General features: G+C 50.9%; 21 protein-coding genes and 1 pseudogene. 5 read left to right on the forward strand and 17 right to left on the reverse strand.

Features of this window, described 5'->3' with window-relative positions:
• Window positions 1–13: 13 nt before the first annotated feature.
• Genes nuoK through nuoB form a run of 10 tightly spaced genes read right to left on the reverse strand, consistent with a single transcriptional unit; the run spans window position 14 to window position 8,790 of the window.
• Window positions 14–319, reverse strand: a complete 306-nt coding sequence (gene nuoK / locus IE065_RS16570; protein WP_200163123.1) for an NADH-quinone oxidoreductase subunit NuoK — start codon at window positions 317–319, stop codon at window positions 14–16.
• A complete protein-coding gene (locus IE065_RS16575; protein ID WP_189517155.1) occupies window positions 316–891 on the reverse strand; it encodes an NADH-quinone oxidoreductase subunit J family protein in 576 nt (191 codons plus the stop codon). Before IE065_RS16575 ends, nuoK begins: the two co-directional genes overlap by 4 nt.
• Before the next feature lie 59 nt (window positions 892–950).
• Window positions 951–1,499 (reverse strand): NuoI/complex I 23 kDa subunit family protein, encoded by a 549-nt coding sequence (locus IE065_RS16580; RefSeq protein WP_189517157.1) that lies wholly within the window; start codon window positions 1,497–1,499, stop codon window positions 951–953.
• Between the two features lie 14 nt (window positions 1,500–1,513).
• Entirely contained in the window at window positions 1,514–2,677 is a 1,164-nt protein-coding gene (locus IE065_RS16585; RefSeq protein WP_189517159.1) for a complex I subunit 1/NuoH family protein, read from the reverse strand.
• A 3-nt stretch (window positions 2,678–2,680) separates the two neighbouring features.
• Complete coding sequence (locus IE065_RS16590) at window positions 2,681–4,390, reverse strand: NADH-quinone oxidoreductase subunit G (RefSeq protein ID WP_189517161.1); 1,710 nt, start codon at window positions 4,388–4,390, stop codon at window positions 2,681–2,683.
• A gap of 10 nt (window positions 4,391–4,400) precedes the next feature.
• Complete coding sequence (nuoF, locus tag IE065_RS16595; RefSeq protein ID WP_189517163.1) at window positions 4,401–5,759, reverse strand: NADH-quinone oxidoreductase subunit NuoF; 1,359 nt, start codon at window positions 5,757–5,759, stop codon at window positions 4,401–4,403.
• 33 nt (window positions 5,760–5,792) lie between these two features.
• Window positions 5,793–6,329, reverse strand: coding sequence for an NADH-quinone oxidoreductase subunit NuoE family protein (locus tag IE065_RS16600; protein ID WP_189517165.1), 537 nt, complete (start codon window positions 6,327–6,329; stop codon window positions 5,793–5,795).
• Between the two features lie 13 nt (window positions 6,330–6,342).
• The gene (gene nuoD / locus IE065_RS16605; RefSeq protein ID WP_189517167.1) at window positions 6,343–7,584 is read right to left on the reverse strand and encodes an NADH dehydrogenase (quinone) subunit D; all 1,242 of its coding nucleotides are present in this window, start codon (window positions 7,582–7,584) and stop codon (window positions 6,343–6,345) included.
• Window positions 7,585–7,588: 4 nt separating this feature from the next.
• Entirely contained in the window at window positions 7,589–8,206 is a 618-nt protein-coding gene (locus IE065_RS16610; protein ID WP_200163122.1) for an NADH-quinone oxidoreductase subunit C, read from the reverse strand.
• Between the two features lie 26 nt (window positions 8,207–8,232).
• Window positions 8,233–8,790, reverse strand: coding sequence for an NADH-quinone oxidoreductase subunit NuoB (gene nuoB / locus IE065_RS16615; protein ID WP_189517169.1), 558 nt, complete (start codon window positions 8,788–8,790; stop codon window positions 8,233–8,235).
• A gap of 223 nt (window positions 8,791–9,013) precedes the next feature.
• Here nuoB and ppnP point away from each other — a divergent pair, with 223 nt between their 5' ends.
• Window positions 9,014–9,334, forward strand: a complete 321-nt coding sequence (gene ppnP / locus IE065_RS16620; protein ID WP_189517171.1) for a pyrimidine/purine nucleoside phosphorylase — start codon at window positions 9,014–9,016, stop codon at window positions 9,332–9,334.
• Window positions 9,335–9,513: 179 nt separating this feature from the next.
• On the opposite strand, the gene IE065_RS16625 is transcribed toward ppnP, so the two are convergent.
• The 3 genes from IE065_RS16625 to IE065_RS16635 all read right to left on the reverse strand — a co-directional run bounded on the left by IE065_RS16625 (window position 9,514) and on the right by IE065_RS16635 (window position 12,073).
• Window positions 9,514–9,807: an Rdx family protein gene (locus IE065_RS16625; protein ID WP_189517173.1), complete on the reverse strand. Its 294-nt coding sequence runs from the start codon at window positions 9,805–9,807 to the stop codon at window positions 9,514–9,516.
• A gap of 357 nt (window positions 9,808–10,164) precedes the next feature.
• Window positions 10,165–10,992, reverse strand: coding sequence for an alpha/beta hydrolase (locus IE065_RS16630; protein ID WP_189517175.1), 828 nt, complete (start codon window positions 10,990–10,992; stop codon window positions 10,165–10,167).
• A 10-nt stretch (window positions 10,993–11,002) separates the two neighbouring features.
• The gene (locus IE065_RS16635) at window positions 11,003–12,073 is read right to left on the reverse strand and encodes a 3-deoxy-7-phosphoheptulonate synthase (protein WP_189517177.1); all 1,071 of its coding nucleotides are present in this window, start codon (window positions 12,071–12,073) and stop codon (window positions 11,003–11,005) included.
• A 118-nt stretch (window positions 12,074–12,191) separates the two neighbouring features.
• Between IE065_RS16635 and ygfZ the strand changes: the two genes are divergently transcribed.
• The 4 genes from ygfZ to galK all read left to right on the forward strand — a co-directional run bounded on the left by ygfZ (window position 12,192) and on the right by galK (window position 14,963).
• The gene (gene ygfZ / locus IE065_RS16640) at window positions 12,192–13,067 is read left to right on the forward strand and encodes a CAF17-like 4Fe-4S cluster assembly/insertion protein YgfZ (RefSeq protein WP_189517178.1); all 876 of its coding nucleotides are present in this window, start codon (window positions 12,192–12,194) and stop codon (window positions 13,065–13,067) included.
• Complete coding sequence (locus IE065_RS16645; protein WP_200163459.1) at window positions 13,064–13,300, forward strand: hypothetical protein; 237 nt, start codon at window positions 13,064–13,066, stop codon at window positions 13,298–13,300. Before ygfZ ends, IE065_RS16645 begins: the two co-directional genes overlap by 4 nt.
• A 125-nt stretch (window positions 13,301–13,425) precedes the next feature.
• Complete coding sequence (locus tag IE065_RS16650; RefSeq protein ID WP_189517180.1) at window positions 13,426–13,707, forward strand: HU family DNA-binding protein; 282 nt, start codon at window positions 13,426–13,428, stop codon at window positions 13,705–13,707.
• 110 nt (window positions 13,708–13,817) lie between these two features.
• The gene (galK, locus tag IE065_RS16655) at window positions 13,818–14,963 is read left to right on the forward strand and encodes a galactokinase (RefSeq protein WP_189517182.1); all 1,146 of its coding nucleotides are present in this window, start codon (window positions 13,818–13,820) and stop codon (window positions 14,961–14,963) included.
• Here the strand turns inward: galK and IE065_RS16660 are convergent, their stop codons facing one another.
• From IE065_RS16660 to IE065_RS18320, 4 genes and pseudogenes are all read right to left on the reverse strand, one after another.
• A complete protein-coding gene (locus IE065_RS16660; protein WP_189517184.1) occupies window positions 14,964–17,204 on the reverse strand; it encodes a PAS domain-containing hybrid sensor histidine kinase/response regulator in 2,241 nt (746 codons plus the stop codon).
• A gap of 407 nt (window positions 17,205–17,611) precedes the next feature.
• Window positions 17,612–18,484: a hypothetical protein gene (locus tag IE065_RS16665; RefSeq protein WP_189517186.1), complete on the reverse strand. Its 873-nt coding sequence runs from the start codon at window positions 18,482–18,484 to the stop codon at window positions 17,612–17,614.
• A gap of 10 nt (window positions 18,485–18,494) precedes the next feature.
• The gene (locus IE065_RS16670) at window positions 18,495–19,190 is read right to left on the reverse strand and encodes a type II secretion system protein (RefSeq protein ID WP_189517188.1); all 696 of its coding nucleotides are present in this window, start codon (window positions 19,188–19,190) and stop codon (window positions 18,495–18,497) included.
• Window positions 19,191–19,536: 346 nt separating this feature from the next.
• Window positions 19,537–19,634 (reverse strand): annotated as a pseudogene (locus IE065_RS18320) (IS5/IS1182 family transposase); the annotation flags it as partial.

Below are 19,634 nucleotides of genomic sequence, written 5' to 3' on the forward strand. Positions count from 1 at the left end.
CAGCGTAAGCTAATCAGTTCCGCAGTTCGGCGAGTTCTTCGACCATCACGGTCTGGCGTTTTCGGTAAAGGGCAACAATGATTGCTAGCCCGACTGCGACCTCCGCCGCAGCTACCGCAATGATGAAGAAGACGAACAGATTGCCGTCCATTGAATTATGATAGCGGGAAAAAGCAACCAGTGCAAGATTCACCGCGTTGAGCATTAGCTCTAGGCTCATATAAATCACCAGGGTATTACGGCGAAACAATACGCCAAAGAACCCGATAATAAACAACAGGCCAGAGACAAAAAGGTAGTCGTTAAGCTCAATGTTCATGACTTGGCGATCCTTGGTTTCGCAGGCTCATCACCCGATGAATCGATTCTCTTACTAAGCACAATCACCCCAATCATGGCGATCAGCAGAAGGAAGCCTGTTACCTGAAATGGCAACATATACTTGGTAAACAAACCATAGCCAAATGAGCGCGAAGAAGTCGTGAACGGTATATTCGTCGCCGTCGCGTTTTCTGGCAATTCTGTGATTACCGGTAATGGCGTAGAAGGTGCCGCGCCACTGTCAAAAGTGATGTAGATCAATCCAGAAATTAACAGCAGGCCTCCAATACACGCTGCCGCCGTGGTTAAACGATCTGGGCGAACTGTTCGGCCTTTGCCAGCGTCGAGTAGCATGATGATGAACAAGAACAACACCATGACTGCGCCAGCATAAACCAGCACTTGCAGTGCGGCTAAGAAATAGGCCTCGAGTAAAACAAACAGTGCAGCCATGCCTACGAAGCTCACGATCATATACATCGCACCATTGACGGCATTACGACTCACGGTGACCAAAAAGGCCGACAGCACTGTGAGTGCGGAAAACAGATAGAAAAGAAAGTCAGGCATGAGCAAATCAGGTAACTAAAAAGAAGCACCGAACCTTGGAAAGCGTAAAGCTCGGAATTCTAATGATGACCTCCTGCAGCGGCTTTTTCCGCTGCTTCTTTTTTTCGGTCCCACTTGTAGTGCTGGTCCGGAAGCGTGCCGCCGAGTTCGTAGAGCTTGGCCTTGTGATAGACCAATTCTTCGCGTGAATAGCCAGAAACAGAATACGTGTCTTGCAGAAAAATTGCCTCTTCCGGGCAAACCTCCTGACACATGCCACAGTAAATACAGCGCAGCATGTTGATCTCAAAATCCTTAGGGCGTTTTTCAACGTGCGCAGCTTCGTCATCCTCACTGATTTCGCCTGGAGTAATTCGAATTGCCTTAGGTGGGCAAACAAACTCGCAAAGCTGACAGGATACGCATTTCTCACGCCCGTTTGGATCGCGAACCAGCGTGGGCACGCCACGATAGTGGTTCGGTATGACGGGGCGCTCTTCTGGATACTGAAGCGTAATCTTGGGCTTCAACATCTGGTCCAGAGTGATTTTAAGCCCCCCCAGCACTTGGGGCAAATAGGTCTTTTCCCAAAGATTTAAAGGTGAGCGATCTACTACTTTTACGGCCATGACGTTTCCTGGTTTTACTGGACGATTGCCGGGGTTTCCTCAACAGCAAATGCAATGTCGATGAGGCCGATGATGAGTGCATAGATGAATATGCAGGCTAGTGCCGCTGGCACCAGATACTTCCAGCCCAGATTCATAACCTGGTCGTAGCGGAAACGTGGCAGCGTCCAGCGGACCCACATAAAGAAGAAGACAAAGAACATCGTCTTAGCGATGAAATACAGCACGCTGAGCACACTACCGAACCAGCCCATTCGCGACCAAGGGTCGGATAGCCATTCCAAGCCATCGATACCGAAGTCAGGTAGGAAATTCCAACCACCGAGGAAGAGAATTGTGAATACTGCTGAGCCAATTACCATGTGGGCATATTCACCCACGAAAAAGAGACCAAACTTGAAAGAGCCATACTCGGTGTGAAAACCACCAACGAGCTCGGTTTCACTTTCGGGCATGTCGAATGGCAAGCGGTTCGTTTCAGCAAAAAGTGCTGTCAGGAAGATGAAAGCCGGCACTGGCATCCACACGCCAAGCCACATAGCCTGCTGGGACGTCACAACATTGAATAGAGACAGCCCACCGAGTCCAGGTTCAGTTCCGTTTGCCCACATGAAAACTGGCAGGATACTCATCCCCATCGCCAACTCGTAGGAAATCATCTGAGCCGAGGAGCGAATACCACCGAAATACGGGTATTTTGAATTGGCAGCCCATCCGCCGATCACGATGCCATAAACACCAAGCGAGCTAACCGCCAAAATGAAGAGAATGCCGATATCGATATTCGCCAGAACAATCGGGTGGGCAATGCCATCCACTGTATATTGTCCAACCGGCAACACGACCATGGTGGTCAAGGCAGGGATCAGTGCAATCGCAGGTGCCAGACAATAGTATAGTTTGTTGACGTGGCCGGGGATCGGGTCCTCTTTGAACAAGAACTTAACACCATCTGCTAGCGGCTGCCAAATGCCCATTTTGACCAGATGTGGGCCAATGACCGGAATTGCTGAAAGACCTGGTAGGGCCGTACGGTTTGGCCCCACACGTCCTTGAATCCATGAAGCGACCTTGCGCTCCGCAAGCACGGAATACGCTGCGAAGGTCATGATCACCACGACGAAAATTACGGCGAACAGGACTTTCCAGAGAATGTCAGCTATTAGTTCAGGCGGCATGGCTTAGTGGTGCGAGCTTTGGGCTCCAGCGGGTTCAGCGACAGGCTCAAAATGCCATCCTTTTTCCTCAACAAAGGGAAGTGTGGCAAAGGCAGAGCTATCAAGTTCGAGTCCAGTGGTAGGAATTTTCGCGAATTCCACTCCAGAAAATTGAGGCACGGCGGCGGCGATCTCACGCCACATTTGCGGATTGCTTGGCGCAGTCGCTGGCTGACCTGTTATCTCACCGATTAATCGAGCAAGTAACGCAGTTGTCGGCAACAGACCAGCTGGGCCTGGGACAATCTGAGAGAATTTTTGCAGACGGAACTGCTGATTGACGAACGAGCCAGAGCGCTCGAATACAGTCAATGCAGGCAACAGCACCTTGGCGTAGTCGGTGCAATCATCGCGGAGAGCGCCGAAGTATACAAGATTGGCCTTCTTGATGAGCTCTGGGGATATGCCAGCCTTTACAATATCTTCGCCAAAAGAAACGATCGTCTTTATCTCACCCGCTTCTAGCTTATCACGCAGGCTGTGCAGGTGGGCGTCAGGAATTCCCTTGATCAGTCCCGTTAACAGCCCCCCCCGCAAGTTCGGTGTCTTGTCCTTGGAAATTAAGCGACCATCACCCTCCCCTGTATGATAGACAAAATGGATGGCACCGGGCTCCGCTTCGGCAAGCTTACGCAACATCCACTGGTCTTCGACGCTCATGTGGCCCGAAGCAACATAGGCCACCGGGCCAACTGTAAGCAATTCACGAACGCGCTGAACGGCTTCGCCAAGGCTGGCTTTATTGCCATCCACACGGAAGCTTTTCATCCGATTTTCTGCTTCGACCTGTTGGTAGAGCGAACGTCCGGAGTCCGTCATCCAAGTATCATTTACGGCGTCATTGCGACGTGGCGTAATGCGGTAAATCTTACCTTCGCGGGTCCAAACTTCGGTGTTCACTCCGACACTGGACTCGGTGCAAATGCTGGGGGTTGGCTTAAGGAACCAAACACGCATTTTGAAGCGGAAATCGGTGCTGGTTAGAGCTCCAACCGGGCAAATGTCCACTGTGTTGAGCGAGTAATTGCTGTCTAGTTGTTTGCCTGGAAAGCAAGATAAGGTCGAATGGCTACCGCGCTCAGTGAAACCGAGGACTGGATTCTCATCAATTTCCTCGCAAAAGCGGACACAGCGTGAACAGAGGATGCATCGCTCGTCGTCCAATATGACACGTGGCCCGAGCTTAGTTCGCTTAGGTTTAACGTTCTTTTCTTCGACAAAACGGCTGAATCCGCGTCCGTAATCGGTGGCAAATTCTTGGAGTCGGCATTCACCAGCCTGATCGCAAATTGGGCAGTCCAGTGGATGGTTGACCAAAAGGAACTCCATCACGCCTTCGCGACACTCCTTTGTGAGGTCAGACTTGGTCTTGATGTGGAGCCCTGGCATGGCCTTGGAGGCACACGCAATCGCAGGCTTCGGCATCCAGCCAATTTTGGGTGCACCGGCATCGTCCAGCACAGGCTCACCAGTTGCGCGGTCGCGCATTGGCATGCCCATTTCGACGAGGCACATACGGCAGTTGCCTGCCACGGAAAGTTTAGGATGGTAGCAGTAGTGCGGGATCTCTACCCCGACGCCTTCACACGCGTCGACGAGATTCAGCCCGTCCGGCACGCGATGTTCGACGCCGTCGATATTGATCGTAACCTGCTTGGTTTCGCTGTCAGCCATGAGAAATAGTTCAGATCAGTGGGAAGCCTGCGGGGTTATAGCGTTCACCGTTAGCTTGTTTCTTAATCTTGTCGAGATATTCGTCTTTAAACTTGGGAACGGCGCTCTGTACCGGCCAAGCGGCCGCCTCACCGTGAGCGCAAATAGTGCGGCCTGCAATTTGGTCGGCGATGTCCAAGAGCAAAGGCACGTCCTGTTCGCGTCCATGGCCAGAGGTCATGCGCGTGGAAAGTTTGTTCATCCACAATGAACCTTCGCGGCAAGGAGTACACTGACCACAGGACTCATGCGCGTAAAAAGCGTTGATGTTAGCCATCGCTTCAAGCATGTCCACGGAGTCATCCATGATGATTGCTCCGCCAGTGCTTAGTGCTGTGCCACAGAGGCCCATACTGATGGAATCCAGCGGGATGTCCTCGACGCCCCAATCAAAGTCTTCGCCTGTGTTTGGATGCTTGCCTTTAAAGCGTTCGCCCCATTTGAGAATTTTCATGGATAAGCCGCCTGGGATGACCGCCTTAAACTTTCGTCCGGGCAGTGGCCCGCCGCAGCCATCATAGAGGAGCTCGCCAAAGGTGCAGGCTCCAGCTTCGATCTCAAAGTAACCAGGTTTCTGAACTAGGCCGCTAACGCCCATAATGTGGGTGCCGCTATCGCCCTTGACGCCGATCTTGGAAAACTCCTCGCCACCCATGTCGATGATATGCTTCACCTGACAGAGTGTTTCGACGTTATTCACGATCGTCGGGCACATGTAGAGGCCCAATGCCGCCGGAAAATACGGTGGCTTAATACGTGGGTAGCCGCGTTTGCCTTCGAGTGATTCGATGAGGCCAGTTTCTTCACCGCAAATGTAGGCACCAGCGCCTCGGTGGACAATCAGATCGCAAGAATAATCGCTGCCCAAGATGTTGTCGCCGACCAGATTTTTCGCACGGGCTTCCTCAATGGCCGCCTCCAAAATGCGTGCGCCGTTAATAAATTCGCCGCGAATGTAAATGAAGGACTGCTTAGCACCGATTGCGAAGGCGCTGATCATCATGCCCTCAATCAATTGATGTGGGTCTTGATAAAGTAGTTGGCGATCCTTGTAAGTGCCGGGTTCAGATTCGTCGGCATTACAGACCAGATAAATTGGTTTGCCAGATTTGAAGTCGAGAAACTTCCACTTCATGCCGGTTGGGAAGCCTGCTCCACCGCGACCACGTAAGCCACTGTTGAGCACTTCCTGGCGCAGGTCTTCAGGCTTGGCCTCAAAGGCTTTTTTCTGAACCTCATAACCGCCATTTTTTATATAGCAGTCAATGTCGTTCGAATAGCCTTCTTCGTCGACGTGCTTGTAAACAATTCTGCGTTCCTTGATGGCCATTAAAAAATTAGTAGGAAAGTTCGAAAGAGTGGATTAGCCCATAAAGGCGGGGTGTTTAACACCCTCAGGAGTTTCGTCAACCGATTCCCCTTCTGCCATGCGTTTAATCTTTTCGATGAGTTCGTCGGTTTTGCCGTCGGGAGTCACCTTTTCGTAAAGCTTGTCGTCAACCTGAACTACTGGAGCGTAACCGCAGTCAGCAATACATTCCACGAATTCGATGGTGAATTTGCCATCGTGCGATGTTTCACCTCGTTTGCAACCAAGTGCTTGTTCGAGTTTTTCGCAGGTCTTGTATGAGCCGCGCAGAGCGCAGGAAAGCGTGCGGCAGACCTTCACATGCACCTTGCCAATAGGTTCCCGACGATACATCGGATAAAATGTGACCACCTCCCAGACTTGCATCGGTTGCAGGTCGAGCTTCGCGGCGATCCACTCAACGGATTCCTTGGAGAGATAGCCCTTTTCCTCCTGAATCAGGTGGCACAGCGGCAGCGTCGCACTCCGTTTGTCCGGATAGCGCGGAATCAGCTTGTCGATTTTTTCGGTCAGTTCGAGAGACAGGTCCATGGCTGGAAAATTATTAGCGGTCCGCTTCGCCCATAACGAAGTCTAAGCTGCCCAAGAGCACTGGTACGTCGCTCATCATGTGACCTGGGCAAATGTGTGCAAGAATACTGAGCGAACTGAAGGACGGGCCGCGGATTTTCAGGCGATACGGTACACCACCGCCCTTGCTGTGAATGAAGAATCCAAGCACGCCCTTCGGGTTTTCGGCTTCAAAGTAAACTTCGCCAGCGGGGATCTGCGGGCCTTCAGTCACGATCATGAAGTTCTGAATCAGTTCTTCCATGCTCGTTAGGACCTTTTCCTTGCGCGGAGCGAAAATCTTTTTGGCTTCTTCGGCATACCAAGGACCATCGGGCATCTTAGTGATCGCTTGCTGGACGATACGTAGGCTTTGGCGAAGCTCTTCCATCCGGACCAAATAGCGGTCATATGAGTCCCCTGCCGAGCCAATCGGTACATCGAAATCATAGTTTTCGTAGCCGCTGTATGGCTGTGCCTTGCGGACATCATACTCAGCACCAGATGCGCGCAAATTGGCTCCAGTCAGCCCCCACGCCAGCGCATCTTCTTTACTGATGACGCCAATGTCTCGGGTGCGATCAACGAAGATGCGGTTACGGGTCAGAAGTTTGTCGAGTTCATCGACCACGGGAACCAATTGGTTACAAAAATTATTTACGCGGCCCATCCAGCCCTCTGGCATGTCGCGGGTGAGACCGCCGATGCGTGTGTAGCTGGTCGTGAAACGGGCCCCTGTCAGTTCTTCAAAGAGAGTGTATAGCTTCTCACGCTCAGTGAAAGTATACATGAACGTAGTCAGCGCACCGGTATCCATACCGTAAACCCCGAGACCGAGCAGGTGGGAGGAAATACGGGCCAGCTCACAACAAATGACGCGAATCGCCTCACAGCGTGGTGGCACTTGGATGCCCGCCAAACGCTCTACTGCAATGGCGTAGGTTACATTATTTGCCAATGGTGCAAGATAGTCTAACCGGTCCGTGTAGGGCACGAACTGGTTATACGTCATATTCTCAGCAATTTTTTCGTCACCACGGTGCAGGTATCCAATAACGGGCTCACAGCCCGAGATAATATCGCCGTCAAGCTTCAGCTTGAGACGTAGCACGCCATGAGTCGCCGGGTGTGATGGCCCCATGTTGAGGAGCATCTCTTCGCCATGAAGCTCGTCCCGTTCATATTGGGCGGCACGGTTGGCGGTATCGCCCAAGGAAAATTCGGTTTCGCTCGCCATGAGATTAGTTTTTCGGCTTGGGTTTGGCTTCGGTCCAGCTTTCGTCAGCAGCCCGAGGTTCGCGCTTGGACATGGCCCCAGTCTGTGGTGAATGAAATGGGCCGCCCATCATCGGGGCTGCAATCACCTTGGCCTGAGTGGCTTCTGCCACGTCAGCCGCTGGAAGTTCAGTTTCGATACCAGCCAATGGAAATTCTTTGCGTAGTGGGTGATAGGGATACGCCTCCCACATGAGGATGCGCCGCATGTCTGGATGACCTTGGTATTTAATACCCATCAGGTCAAAGTTTTCGCGTTCATGCCAATCAGCAGCCGGATAAATTTTTGACAAGCTCGGCAGCTCTGGTTCGACATCGTCCAAACAATCAGCAGCAATCCGGACGTACTCATGCTTCATCGAATTGGCGAAGTGGTAAACGCCCGTGAAACGAGGTGAAGCATCCTCTGAAAAGTCGATCGAAGTGACGTCCATCAACATATCAAACCCCTTTGCGTCGCGCAGCCATTGGGCGACGCTTGTCAGGAGGTCCGCCGGCACATTGGCCGCCGGATGATCAATGGAAGCACGAGGACTCGAGCCTTCAAATTTCGATACAATTTCTTCGACTAGCGCAGATTCCATAATCGCAGTCAGCAAGTTAGGGACCACTAAGCGTGAGCGGTCGCCGGCGTGGATTTCTTTTCGGGTGCCTGGTGCATGTCCCGGTTCATCAGATTTTTCACTGATGGTTCGCGTTGAATTTTATCCTGAAGTTTAATCATGCCGTCAAGCAGAGCTTCGGGTCGAGGTGGGCAGCCACTGATATAAACGTCGACCGGCACAATGCGATCCACGCCTTGGAGAACAGCATATGAGCGATACATGCCACCAGTCGAGGCGCAAGCGCCCATAGCCACCACCCACTTGGGCTCAGCCATCTGGTCATAAATTCGTCGGACGACCTCAGCCATCTTATAGGTTACGGTCCCCGAAACGATCATGCAATCAGCCTGACGGGGTGAAAAACGCATCACCTCCATGCCGAAACGGCTGATATCAAAACGTGAGGCACCAACGGCCATTAGCTCAATCGCACAGCAAGCTAAGCCCATTGGCATCGGCCATACTGAATGTTTGCGAATCCAATTGATTGCACTATCCAGTTTGGTGACGACAAGGTCTCCTTCGATCTTGCTGTTGTAAGCGTAGTTGTTCTCCGTAGCCATAGTCGTGAGTGGTTAAAGATGGGTTATCGGCGAGACGCAAACGAAAATACGACGAGATCGATTCTCAAATGTAGCTCAACTCAAATGAAGCTACCATTAGGCCATATCGCAAGGGCGATAGCGGATTTTTTTATTACGTAAAAGAATTTGAATTCGTAATGGAATTCATCAGCAGACTAAATTTGGCATTGCCTGCCCCAAAGAAGCCACCAGAGCTAATGGCATGTCTGATACCTTCGACAACATCACCATCGTTAAAAAAGCCAACGTCTATTTCGACGGCAAAGTAACTAGCCGCACAATCGTGTTTGCTGACGGCTCAAAAAAGACGCTCGGGTTCATGCAAGCTGGCGATTACGAATTCGGCACTGAAGCACCTGAGCTAATGGAAATGCTTGGCGGAGAAATGGATGTAAAACTGGCAGGCGCTGATGAGTGGATCACTTACACCGCTGGCCAATCCTTCAACGTGCCCGGCAGTTCGAAGTTCGCACTCAAGGTCAAAGCTGGCGGCGCAGACTATTGCTGCTCTTATCTCGTGTAGCGAGTCACGCGCCCCGCACAGCGCTTATCGCGTTGGAAGCCTTTGCGATTGGCTGTTTAACTGCAATTCCACGTATTCAGCTCTGTATTTCTGCGCAATTTTGCCAAGCCTGATGGAAGTTTCCCATCAGGCTTTTGAGCATTAGGCACAGGCAGCAAATATTTTCGGCCCCGCAGGCCTTAACTCTCCTCTTTCTTTCGGTCCAAATGGCCGAGATCGCGTTCAGGGTCCAATAGGTCGCGGACACGCTGCTTGAGCTCTTTCACGTCCGGGAAACCACCATCACGCCGACGCTCCCAAACCAACTCCTCGTTGTAAAGAATCTCAAAGCGACCGGACTCCTCCGCAGGCTCCAGAGTGACACTCGCAAGGTCGTCCTGAAAGGTGCTCAGGAGCTCTTGCGACATCCAGGCTGAACGAAGTAGCCAATGGCATTTCGGGCAGTAACGAATGATAATCTTCGGTTTGGACATGAAAAAACCTTAGCAGGTCAATCAATGCATCCGCAAGTAATTCAGCACGCATAAACGGTTTTCATACGACTGATTCGATCAGTCACGCACCAGACCAAATAAAGTGAAAATAAAAACACTATTTCATTGCAACGGCCGGGCCAATTGAAGTATATTTATTAACACTAATCCACAAGCCTACCGCTATCTCCATCGATCCGCCAATCACAAGTTGGTCAGCACTATTTTTGTTCCGTGAAAAACCCAATTCCAATATCAGCGTCCCCCCCCCCTCTGAGTTGAGTCAGGCATCCCTCCCCTCCTTTTTTTTTGGAGGCGACGGATGTGTCAAAGTCATCAATACCCCCCCCCTCAGCCTCAAAGCAAAGACTGTAAAAAAACGCCGGTACGTAGCATCACCTGAACCATCGACTCAGTATTATCGCCAATGATGCCATGACCGATGTTGTCAAATTCGTAATACTCAGCATGGGCACTCACAGACTTCCAGGCCGCAACGCCAAGTAGTCCCTGTCGCTTATGGACAGTCGTGTCCTGAATTCCGTAAATAAAGACCGCTGGCGGCAGCCCAGGCTTCACATGAGCCAAAGCGCTAGCCTCATGAAAAAGAGTCGGATTTTCGGGATAATTACATCCCAACAAATTCAGCTCTCCGCCTGACTTCTCGCCATTATCAAACCAGCGGCAAATGAAGTCCAGCGGCCCCCAATATTCCACGAGTCCCCGACAGTTCGGCAGCATGCCTTTGGTTAGCGAAAGAGCGGACAATGTCCCCCCCGCTGAACTTCCGCCAACGAACATTTTGCCCGCATCCAAGTTCCACTCAGCGGCATGATTTCGCGCCCACTCCCAGGCAAAAGCGATGTCTTCCAACGGTGCGGGATATGTTGGAGTCTCTGGCGCGCCAAGGCGATAGCTGGGCGAAATCGTGGTTATCCCGAAATGCAGCGCGAGGTAACGTGCAATCGGTGTTTGGGAGATCGGGTCGCCTATGCAAAAACCACCGCCATGCACGAGAACCAGCGTAGGGCGTGGGCCCTTGCACGGCTGTTCAGGCTCGTAAATGTAGACAATTTGCTCCCAACCATCATGCTCACGAATAACATGCCGGCGCGTTGTCATCACTCCAGGGCACTCATCAAGACTATCGACGGCGCGGATTGCTTCCGGAGTCAGCATAACCATGCAATGTGCGTTATTGGAAACGAGGTGCCAGCTTGGCGTAGGCCTCACGCAGACAGCTTTCCGTATCCTCCCAGCCGAGACAGGGATCAGTGATGGAAACACCGTAGGTGAGCTCTTCCAACGGCTGCGGAAACTTCTGAGCGCCATGTTGTAAATTGCTTTCGACCATGGCCCCAATCATCGCGGTATTCCCGTCGAGTATTTGTTGGACTGCTTCCTCGAGAATGGCGGGCGATTTAGCCGGATCCTTGCCACTATTGTCGTGTGCGCAATCAACCATAATCGCTGGAATCAGGCCCTTGGCCTTAAGCTGCTTGGCGTAATCCTTGACCTGATCGGCGCTGTAGTTCGGGCCAGACTTACCGCCACGCAAAACAAGGTGACAGTTTGGATTGCCCTTCGTCGTGACGGCGGAGGCTCGACCATTGTCGGCGATACCGAGGAATGTCTGTTGCTGACTCGCAGCTTTGATGGCGTTAATTGCCGCTTCGATGCTACCGTCGGTGCTGTTTTTGAAGCCAAGAGGCATCGAGAGGCCAGAAGCCATCTGCCGATGCGTTTGACTCTCCGTTGTGCGCGCGCCAATCGCCGTCCAACAAATGAGGTCAGCAATGTATTGCGGCGTAATCGGATCAAGCAACTCGGTGGCCGTAGGTAAACCGATGTCGATCACCTCACGCAGGAAGCAGCGCGCAATCTTCAAGCCCTCGGGAATATCGCATTCGCCATTGAGCTGCGGGTCCATGATTAGGCCCTTCCAGCCGACCGTGGTGCGCGGTTTCTCAAAATACACGCGCATAACTATGTAAATGCGGTCCTTGAGTTCCTCAGCCAGTTTAACCAAGCGACGAGCGTATTCGCGGCCAGCTTCAAGATCATGGATCGAGCAAGGGCCGACCACGACGAGCAGGCGCGGATCATCACCGAAAATTATCCGATGGATATTATTGCGCGCCTTAGTGACGAAGTCCGCTTGGGCGTCGGTCTTGGGAATGGACGTGAGAAGTTCTTCCGGGCTTGGTAGCTCGCGGAAAGATTCAATGTTGATGTCGGTCGTGGTGATCACGGGCAAAACTTGCATGTTGACTGAGGCCGAAATTAGGCTTGGAAAAAGCGGGCATCAACGCGCAACTAAGCGCTGGATTCAAGGCTAAAAAACCTGACAGACCCCCTGCCCTGTGCTATCAGTTTAGAATTCAATGGGTAATTTATACGCATATCAATCGACACCCTGTGTCCTTTCGGTCACGGGCGAAGACGCCTTCAGCTACCTGCAAAGTCAGTTCTCCAACGACTTGCGCCGCACGGATGCACGCCCCGTGACCTATGGTCTCTTTCTTGACCGCAAAGGCAAAGTCCAAGCCGACTCATTTGCCCTACAACTCAATCCGGAAAGATTCTTGCTAGTAAGCTACCATGCCGAACCTGCCGCCTTGATCAACAAGGTTGAGGCCAATATCATCGCCGACGAAGTTGAGCTTGAAGACGTCTCCGCCCAGTACCGACTTGTCACGCTCTGGGGCAATGAAACGCAACTGAGCGGGTTGTTAGCCGATGTTGGTACTTATATAGAGCAAACAGGCACCCTGATTTATCGCGGACGCCAAATGACGCAGCCTCATATCGACTGCCTCATCCCTGCAGACGCCATCTTCAGCCTCCCCAACGCCGCCCAAGCCAGCGTAACTGAACTGCTCGCGGCCCGCATTGACTCCGGCATCCCGGCCATCCCGCAGGACATCGGACTGAACGACCTTCCACACGAAGGCGGTGACCTATCGAAATCGGCTGTAAGCTACACGAAAGGCTGCTATCTGGGACAAGAAGTTATGGCGAGACTCCACGCCATGGGACGCCCCCAACGAGCACTCTATCAAGTCAGCTTTTCAGCACAAAATCCGCCAGAACGCATTCCCGTTTATTCTGAGGAAAAAGCGGTTGGCGAAATCACGTCAAACAGCGCTGGCAAAGGTCTCGCCTTGATTAAACGACGCTACGTGAGTGAAAAAAGTAAACTTTTTGGCGAACAACCAGGCGGATTCCCGGTCCACGTAATTGGCGAAATCACGACATGAGAATGGAAGAAGACGCCAATCAAAACGAAAATAGTTTAACCGTACTCTGCCAACGGTTGGGCGCACCAGAAGCTCAGGCGCGCACCATGGCACGCCAACTCATGAAACGCTCTGAGCAAATCTCCCGAGAACGCGGTATCAAGCGGGTTGAGGCACTGGACCATCTCTTAAGCCTTTTAATTAGCGGCAGTCAAGGGATTAATCCGCCAGAATTCCCACCCCGACAAGGATAGAGCTCGTTAGTTTTTTGGAAAAAATCATTTCTATACTGCTAATTTCGTTGACGAGATGAGGTTTGTCACGCCATAAGGGCAGAGGTTAATTCAACCTAACTAACGCAAATCCAAATATTAGAAATATGAATAAAGCAGAACTTGTCATCGAAGTACAAAAGAATCTCGGCAAAGAAGCCACCAAAGCATCCGCTGAGCGCGCTGTTGAAGCCGTTCTGGAAGCAGTTAAAAAGGGCGTAAAGAAGGATAAGGCGGGCGTTCAGCTCATCGGCTTCGGCACCTTCAGCGTAGCAAAACGTGCAGCCCGCACAGGCGTTAACCCAAAGACTGGTGAAAAGATTAAAATCAAGGCCTCCAAAACAGTTAAGTTCAAGCCAGGCACTGGCCTAAAGGCGCTTGTTCAATAATTGCCCAAGTCATTAAATACCCTAAAACCCGCGTCTTAATGGCGCGGGTTTTTTTACGTAACTAACGTATTTAGTTTGCAGCGCGAGGCCGTGCTTTTAGGCATTGTGACGTGATCAAACAGCTTTTTACCCAAAAATTTGGACACGAACCAGCAATCTGCTCGCAAGCACCCGGGCGATTGGAATTTATCGGTAATCACACCGACTACAATGGCGGTCCAGTATTAGGAGCCGCTGTTGATCGCCGTGTGAGCGTGGCCATGGCCCCTCGGAAAGATCGCCAAGCACAGCTCTGGAGTGCTTCCATGGACGACGAGGTCACAGTAAATATCGACAGTCTCGCTCCATTGACTGGTAGTGATTCCTGGGCCAACTATGCTTTGGGAGTCTTAAAAGAGCTGATAGCCGCTGGAATGACCGCTCCCCACGGGTTCGATATGGCCGTGGATAGCGATTTGCCTGCTGGCGCTGGGATGAGCAGCAGCGCCGCTTTCGAGCTAGCCAGCGGTTACGCTTTTTGCGAGCTGTATCATTTCAACCTTGATCGCGCAGATATGGCTCGAGTCGGACGTCGGGCGGAAAATAACTTTGTGGGTGTGCCCTGTGGGATTCTCGACCAAGGTGTCTCCGCCTTCGGCGAAGTCAATCACTTGGTCAAAATCGACTGCCAGCAGGAGATATTCAATCGCTTGCCGCTCCCCACAGATGTACACTTTTGGGTGTTTAATACCGCCAAGAAACATGCACTCATCGATTCTCTTTATGCCACCAGACACAGCGAATGTATGGAGGCGCTTAAGCATCTGCAGGAAGACTATCCCAACATCAAGTGCCTCGCCGAGTTCACATCAGAGCAGTTGGAGGCCAGCCAAAGCTCACTGGGCGACGTGCTTTACCGCCGCGCACGACACATCGTTGGCGAATGCGAACGCGTCCGCGCAGTTGAAGCAGCACTCGGGCAAGGCGATATTGCGCAAGTGGGTCGACAGCTTTTTGCTTCCCACAACAGCTCACGGACAGATTTTGAGAACAGCATACCGGAACTCGATTATCTAGTCGACCGATTGCGCGAAGAGCCAACCGTTTGGGGAGCACGTTTGACGGGCGGCGGCTTTGGCGGTGCGGTAATGGGCGTAACATCGAGCAAATTTGATCAGTCAGCTGCCGATAAAGTCACCCAAGCCTATCAAAAATATTTTGGCCAGCCCGCAACCGTGTTTCACACAAAGACAGGACCAGGCGCAGGCGCACAGTAGTTACATCTGCGATTTGGCGGTATCGCGTTGGATCGCAATCTTACGCAGAATGAGTCTCACATTGCGTGCAATGATCGGCTTGCCTATTGATTCCACACTGCTGCGCGCAAGCGATGTCGCGCCTTCCTTATTCTGTGGCCCATGCTCACTAAGGAGAACGATCTGGGACGATTGATTCTCTAGCCCTGCTTGGCCCGCATTAATAATTTCCACCATCTCGCTGATCGAAAATTCCTTTAAATCGTCATCCACCAAGATGATGTCGTAGCAGTTGTCCTGCATGTGACTAATGGCCTCGATCGCATCGTAATGAAGAGTAAGTTCGTAACCGAGGTTAGCCAAGATTCGCTCAATGATTTCCCCAGCGGACACCGCTGAACAAAGCAGAATGATCCTCATTGGAAAGATTTGCGCAAAACGCAGATCCTCAATTTCTTCATACAGAGGATTTATCGGATAATCTTGTGCCTCTTGGGCGTTTTCTTGGGTCGGCAATGTGAAATAAAATGTGGAGCCTTCGTTGAGATTGCTCTCGGCCCAAATACGCCCTTGCCAAAGCTCAACGATCCGCCGGCAAATCGCCAAGCCCAAGCCAGTCCCGCCAAAACGACGCGTGGACGACGAATCCAGCTGGGTAAATGACTGAAATAGCTTGTCCTGGTCGCAATCCTCGATGCCGATACCGGTATCCTTTACTGCGAAAAGCAACTCACAGCGTAAAGGAGGACCCTGTGGCATGGGCTTGGCGCTAACGATGACCTTTACCCCCCCCTCTCGCGTAAATTTAAGGGCATTGGCCGTTAAGTTCAGTAGCACCTGCCGCAGTTCCGTGTAATCCGAGAAAATGTGGCGCGGGGTCGCAGGCATTAGCTCCACTTCAAACGTTAAATCCTTCTCTTGTGCTTCGGCCTGAGTAACTTCCTGGATTTCGTGGAGCAGCGCCATGATGTCCGTCTCCTGTTCTTTTAAAGACACTTGCCCGGCCTCTAGGCGGCTGTAGTTGAGGACGTTGCTAATCAGTTCGAGTAGATTAAATGCATTGGCCTTGATAATATTGACCAGCTCCGTTTGCTCATCATCCTCCAGCGACTCCATGAGCAAATCGGCAAATCCAATGATGGAATTCATCGGTGTGCGTACCTCATGGCTCATCACCGCAAGAAATTCGTCCTTACTGCGATTAGCCGCATGTGCAGATTCCCGCGACTGCTTAAGCTCCTCTTCGATTTGGATTTGTTCGGTGATATCTTCAATAATCGAAGCAAACCCAACAACATTCCCCTTTTCGTCAATCAGCGACGTATTGTTCCAATCGCACACGATCGAACGTCCGTCTCGGGTAATGTTTCGATTACTACTACGATTTCCTCCCTTACGCTCACGCATTAGGCTAAACATCCGACGACACTCATCAATGAAATCATGTTGGATGAGGATCGTAAACGGTTGGCCGATGGCCTCTTTTTGACTAAAACCGAAAATGTCCTCCGCTGATTTATTCCATGCGCGGATATTGCCATCCAATCCCCATTCAACAAAGCCTAACGGCATCCGCTCGATAAAGAAAGTCAGCCGCTGATAGGCCTCACGTTTTTCGCCCTCGACCCGACGACGCAGGCTGATGTCTCGGCAACAACAGATCACTCCAATAATATCATTCTGACCATTTTTTTCCAAGCTGAGTGAAAGATGTATCGGCAAAAACGTCCCATCTCGGCGTTTTATATCTGTCTCAAATTGATGGCGATCATGGATCAAGAGCGGCTCCAACATCTTATGTAGATGGAAATCATTAGCTGTGCCTTGCTGAAAAATTAAGGTCAATGGTTGCCCAATGGCTTCGTCTTGATTGAAACCAAACATTGACTCAGCTCGCTGATTCCAAGCTTTGATGGAACCGTTCAAATCCGTAACGATGATCGCCATGGAGACCTGATCGAGCATACGCATTTGCTGCCCCAGCGCATTCTCCTCAATTTGCAGTCTGCGCCGAGTCGCTGTTAGCTGGCTTAACGCAGAAAAAGCAGGTGCCATAGCAGACGTCTGTTCGTCTTTGATCAGGCAATCACAGATTTCTACAACCACTGGCGAATCTGAGCCATGCGAAAGACCAAGTATTGCTGTTGAAAAGCGAGCTTTCTGCAGTTCCTTCAGCAATGCTTCGGGCAAATCATTGCATTGGAGCAACACGATAACTGGTGCTCCATTTTGTTCGCACCTCATCGCTTGCGAGAGGCTCATCGAATCTGCTGGGCACCTCTGGCAATCACAAGACTTACAGCCACAAAGGCATAGCGCCTCTAACCATTCCCCAACCAGTATTAGCTTCGGAGAGTTGCCTTTAGTTGCTTCGCCCATATCTAGGCAATTCACTCTATTGTAAAAAAAATGTTTGTCGATGCTCAATCTGTCCTAGGATGATGCTCAATATGAATACATTTCCAGAAGCCAGCAAGAGTTGGCACGTGAGGTGCTGAATATCATTCGAAGGCGGCTTCGCTACTGCGATAGCCACCAATTGTAAAAGGGGTCGACGTTTCGGGGTTTCCGTCGGCCCCTTCTTACTATTCAAATAGATCTGCTACACCTAAACTTGGTCTTGAATACACGGTATGAGGCGTCCCACGTAATGCTTGAAGCACACTAGGTTAGCTGTCTTCGGAAAGCATTAGCGTTGCCGAGGCAGAAGCACCCGATAACCAAAGCTTAAAGCTATACTTCGTCGCCCCCGCAGGCACATCAAGTGATCCAGCGTCGACGACTTCGGATCTAGCTGTCGTAATATCCTGAAGAATATCTACGTGACCTAGGTAGGAACCGCTGTCAGACCAGAAAATCATTTGTAGAGAAAAAGCGCTGCTGGGTGCAACATCCTCTATATCTATTTTCAGACGGGAAGCATCCTTCAGGCTAAATCGCTTCTGAGTCAATATGCTGCTCGTTTGCCCTGAACCAGCTTGCTCTAGAATCAGACTACCACTTTCCAACTGGCTAACTGAAATAGTATCACTGCTTTCAAAATCATCTTTGGTGAGAAACGGTAGGTTTTGTACCCCACGAATGATCTTGATGGATTCAATACTCAAGCTTGGCATGTCCGCCTCAATCCAAATTTTCAGCTCGTACTGCGGACCAGCTTCCTTAACCTTATCACTGCAACTAACGCGAAAAATTGCCTCATTCTTGGCAGATGTCGCTTTGCCTATAGTGGTTGTTTCAAGAAAATCGCCAGATGCATCAAACCAGTTGAGTTGAAAGACTAGGTTACCTCCACGAAGCACATAACGGATATCCAAAACATCGCCATCCTCATAGCGGATACGCTCCTGCGGAACAAGCCAAACGCTACTGGCCAATGATTTGACCCGAAGCTCACCATCTGCCTTGCCAAGCTTTGCCTCCCGCGCGACATCCCATTTATCAATTGCTAACGGAATCGTAATTGATTCTGCGGAACATACTGTAGCGGTTAGTAGTGTAAAAACAAGAAAGGCTAATAAATGTGCGGGCGTAGTTTTCATTGGTTTCAGATTAAGGTTTCCATTTCCAGGGGTCTTTGGGATCACCGTTGTAATCAGTATCCGCCCGGTAGTGGTCGATTTCTTCCTTGCTCATAAAGGCGACACTGCCGTCGGCCATGCAGTAGTGTGCCCCAGTATTACGGTAAAAATTATAGGTTTCGGCATTCAGTCCTTCGAATTCAGCGACTCCAGTTACGGCCCCTGAATTCTCAATCGCACCTCCGAAATTCTCCCCGACAAGCATTACCGTTGGTGGCACCATCATAGCGGTGCTCGGCTGTTCGGTACGATTCTTGGGCCACGGGCTGTGGTATCCGTTCTGAAGAAATGTGTAAGTCGCCGAATTAACGGCGTAACTGCGGGGTGTGCCTTCCAAGCGCCGCTCAAAATCATCTGCTGGCGCATGAAAAATTTCTTTGGGTAAAAACTCGTCCTCAATCAGCACCCCACTCCAGTCAAGATTGCGCTCAGCGTCGTACTGTTGAGGCAAAAGGCCGCTATTGCTCTGTGAATAAAGATGCAGGCCCATTACGATCTGGCGGATATTACTCGCGGAAACTGTCTTATCCCGTGCAAGGCCAACTCCACTCAGTGCAACTAGGGCAATAGTGCCCAATATCCCGATAACAGCTACGCAAACAAGTAACTCAACCAATGAAAAAGCAGGGCTGAAGGTTTTTTTAAATCGTTCAGATTTTTTATACATAGGGATGAGGGTTTTTATGCCATTATAACCAAAATACTATGAAAATCAAAGTTATGAGGCAAACTACGAGCTAAAGTTTAATTATCTGATTTCAGACTACTCCTTCCAGCAGCAACAGAAAAGCATGCCACAACTTTACGTAAAGTTTCTGTTAACACATGTGCTCCATGGTCTAGGCAAGTCAGTACATTTTGAATGGGGAGTTTTCCTGAGATGGTGAATCCGACATAGCTCACATCGTTCTCGCGCCAAGTGGCAGAAACGTAACGACTTGCTACTGCACAGGCGTTCCATTCGGATTTGCATAAAATACATGAAGCCAGCCTGAAGGTTTCTCAGAGGGCGTCTAAAAATTCTTCTTGTTTGGGATTCGTTTGATCATGAGTCGCGTCATGGCGATATGAATCATCGCCACAGACGAGTCGGTGTTTGTTTCGTAGTCCT

The organism is Cerasicoccus arenae (assembly GCF_014651635.1).
Classification (GTDB): Bacteria; Verrucomicrobiota; Verrucomicrobiia; order Opitutales; family Cerasicoccaceae; genus Cerasicoccus; species Cerasicoccus arenae.

Bases quoted from the DNA above. Each gene is read 5' to 3' on its own strand.
- nuoK (WP_200163123.1), bottom strand. From the start codon at position 319: ATGAACATTGAGCTTAACGACTACCTTTTTGTCTCTGGCCTGTTGTTT.
- IE065_RS16575 (WP_189517155.1), bottom strand. From the start codon at position 891: ATGCCTGACTTTCTTTTCTATCTGTTTTCCGCACTCACAGTGCTGTCG.
- IE065_RS16580 (WP_189517157.1), bottom strand. From the start codon at position 1,499: ATGGCCGTAAAAGTAGTAGATCGCTCACCTTTAAATCTTTGGGAAAAG.
- IE065_RS16585 (WP_189517159.1), bottom strand. From the start codon at position 2,677: ATGCCGCCTGAACTAATAGCTGACATTCTCTGGAAAGTCCTGTTCGCC.
- IE065_RS16590 (WP_189517161.1), bottom strand. From the start codon at position 4,390: ATGGCTGACAGCGAAACCAAGCAGGTTACGATCAATATCGACGGCGTC.
- nuoF (WP_189517163.1), bottom strand. From the start codon at position 5,759: ATGGCCATCAAGGAACGCAGAATTGTTTACAAGCACGTCGACGAAGAA.
- IE065_RS16600 (WP_189517165.1), bottom strand. From the start codon at position 6,329: ATGGACCTGTCTCTCGAACTGACCGAAAAAATCGACAAGCTGATTCCG.
- nuoD (WP_189517167.1), bottom strand. From the start codon at position 7,584: ATGGCGAGCGAAACCGAATTTTCCTTGGGCGATACCGCCAACCGTGCC.
- IE065_RS16610 (WP_200163122.1), bottom strand. From the start codon at position 8,206: ATGGAATCTGCGCTAGTCGAAGAAATTGTATCGAAATTTGAAGGCTCG.
- nuoB (WP_189517169.1), bottom strand. From the start codon at position 8,790: ATGGCTACGGAGAACAACTACGCTTACAACAGCAAGATCGAAGGAGAC.
- ppnP (WP_189517171.1), top strand. From the start codon at position 9,014: ATGTCTGATACCTTCGACAACATCACCATCGTTAAAAAAGCCAACGTC.
- IE065_RS16625 (WP_189517173.1), bottom strand. From the start codon at position 9,807: ATGTCCAAACCGAAGATTATCATTCGTTACTGCCCGAAATGCCATTGG.
- IE065_RS16630 (WP_189517175.1), bottom strand. From the start codon at position 10,992: ATGGTTATGCTGACTCCGGAAGCAATCCGCGCCGTCGATAGTCTTGAT.
- IE065_RS16635 (WP_189517177.1), bottom strand. From the start codon at position 12,073: ATGCAAGTTTTGCCCGTGATCACCACGACCGACATCAACATTGAATCT.
- ygfZ (WP_189517178.1), top strand. From the start codon at position 12,192: ATGGGTAATTTATACGCATATCAATCGACACCCTGTGTCCTTTCGGTC.
- IE065_RS16645 (WP_200163459.1), top strand. From the start codon at position 13,064: ATGAGAATGGAAGAAGACGCCAATCAAAACGAAAATAGTTTAACCGTA.
- IE065_RS16650 (WP_189517180.1), top strand. From the start codon at position 13,426: ATGAATAAAGCAGAACTTGTCATCGAAGTACAAAAGAATCTCGGCAAA.
- IE065_RS16660 (WP_189517184.1), bottom strand. From the start codon at position 17,204: ATGAGCCTCTCGCAAGCGATGAGGTGCGAACAAAATGGAGCACCAGTT.
- IE065_RS16665 (WP_189517186.1), bottom strand. From the start codon at position 18,484: ATGAAAACTACGCCCGCACATTTATTAGCCTTTCTTGTTTTTACACTA.
- IE065_RS16670 (WP_189517188.1), bottom strand. From the start codon at position 19,190: ATGTATAAAAAATCTGAACGATTTAAAAAAACCTTCAGCCCTGCTTTT.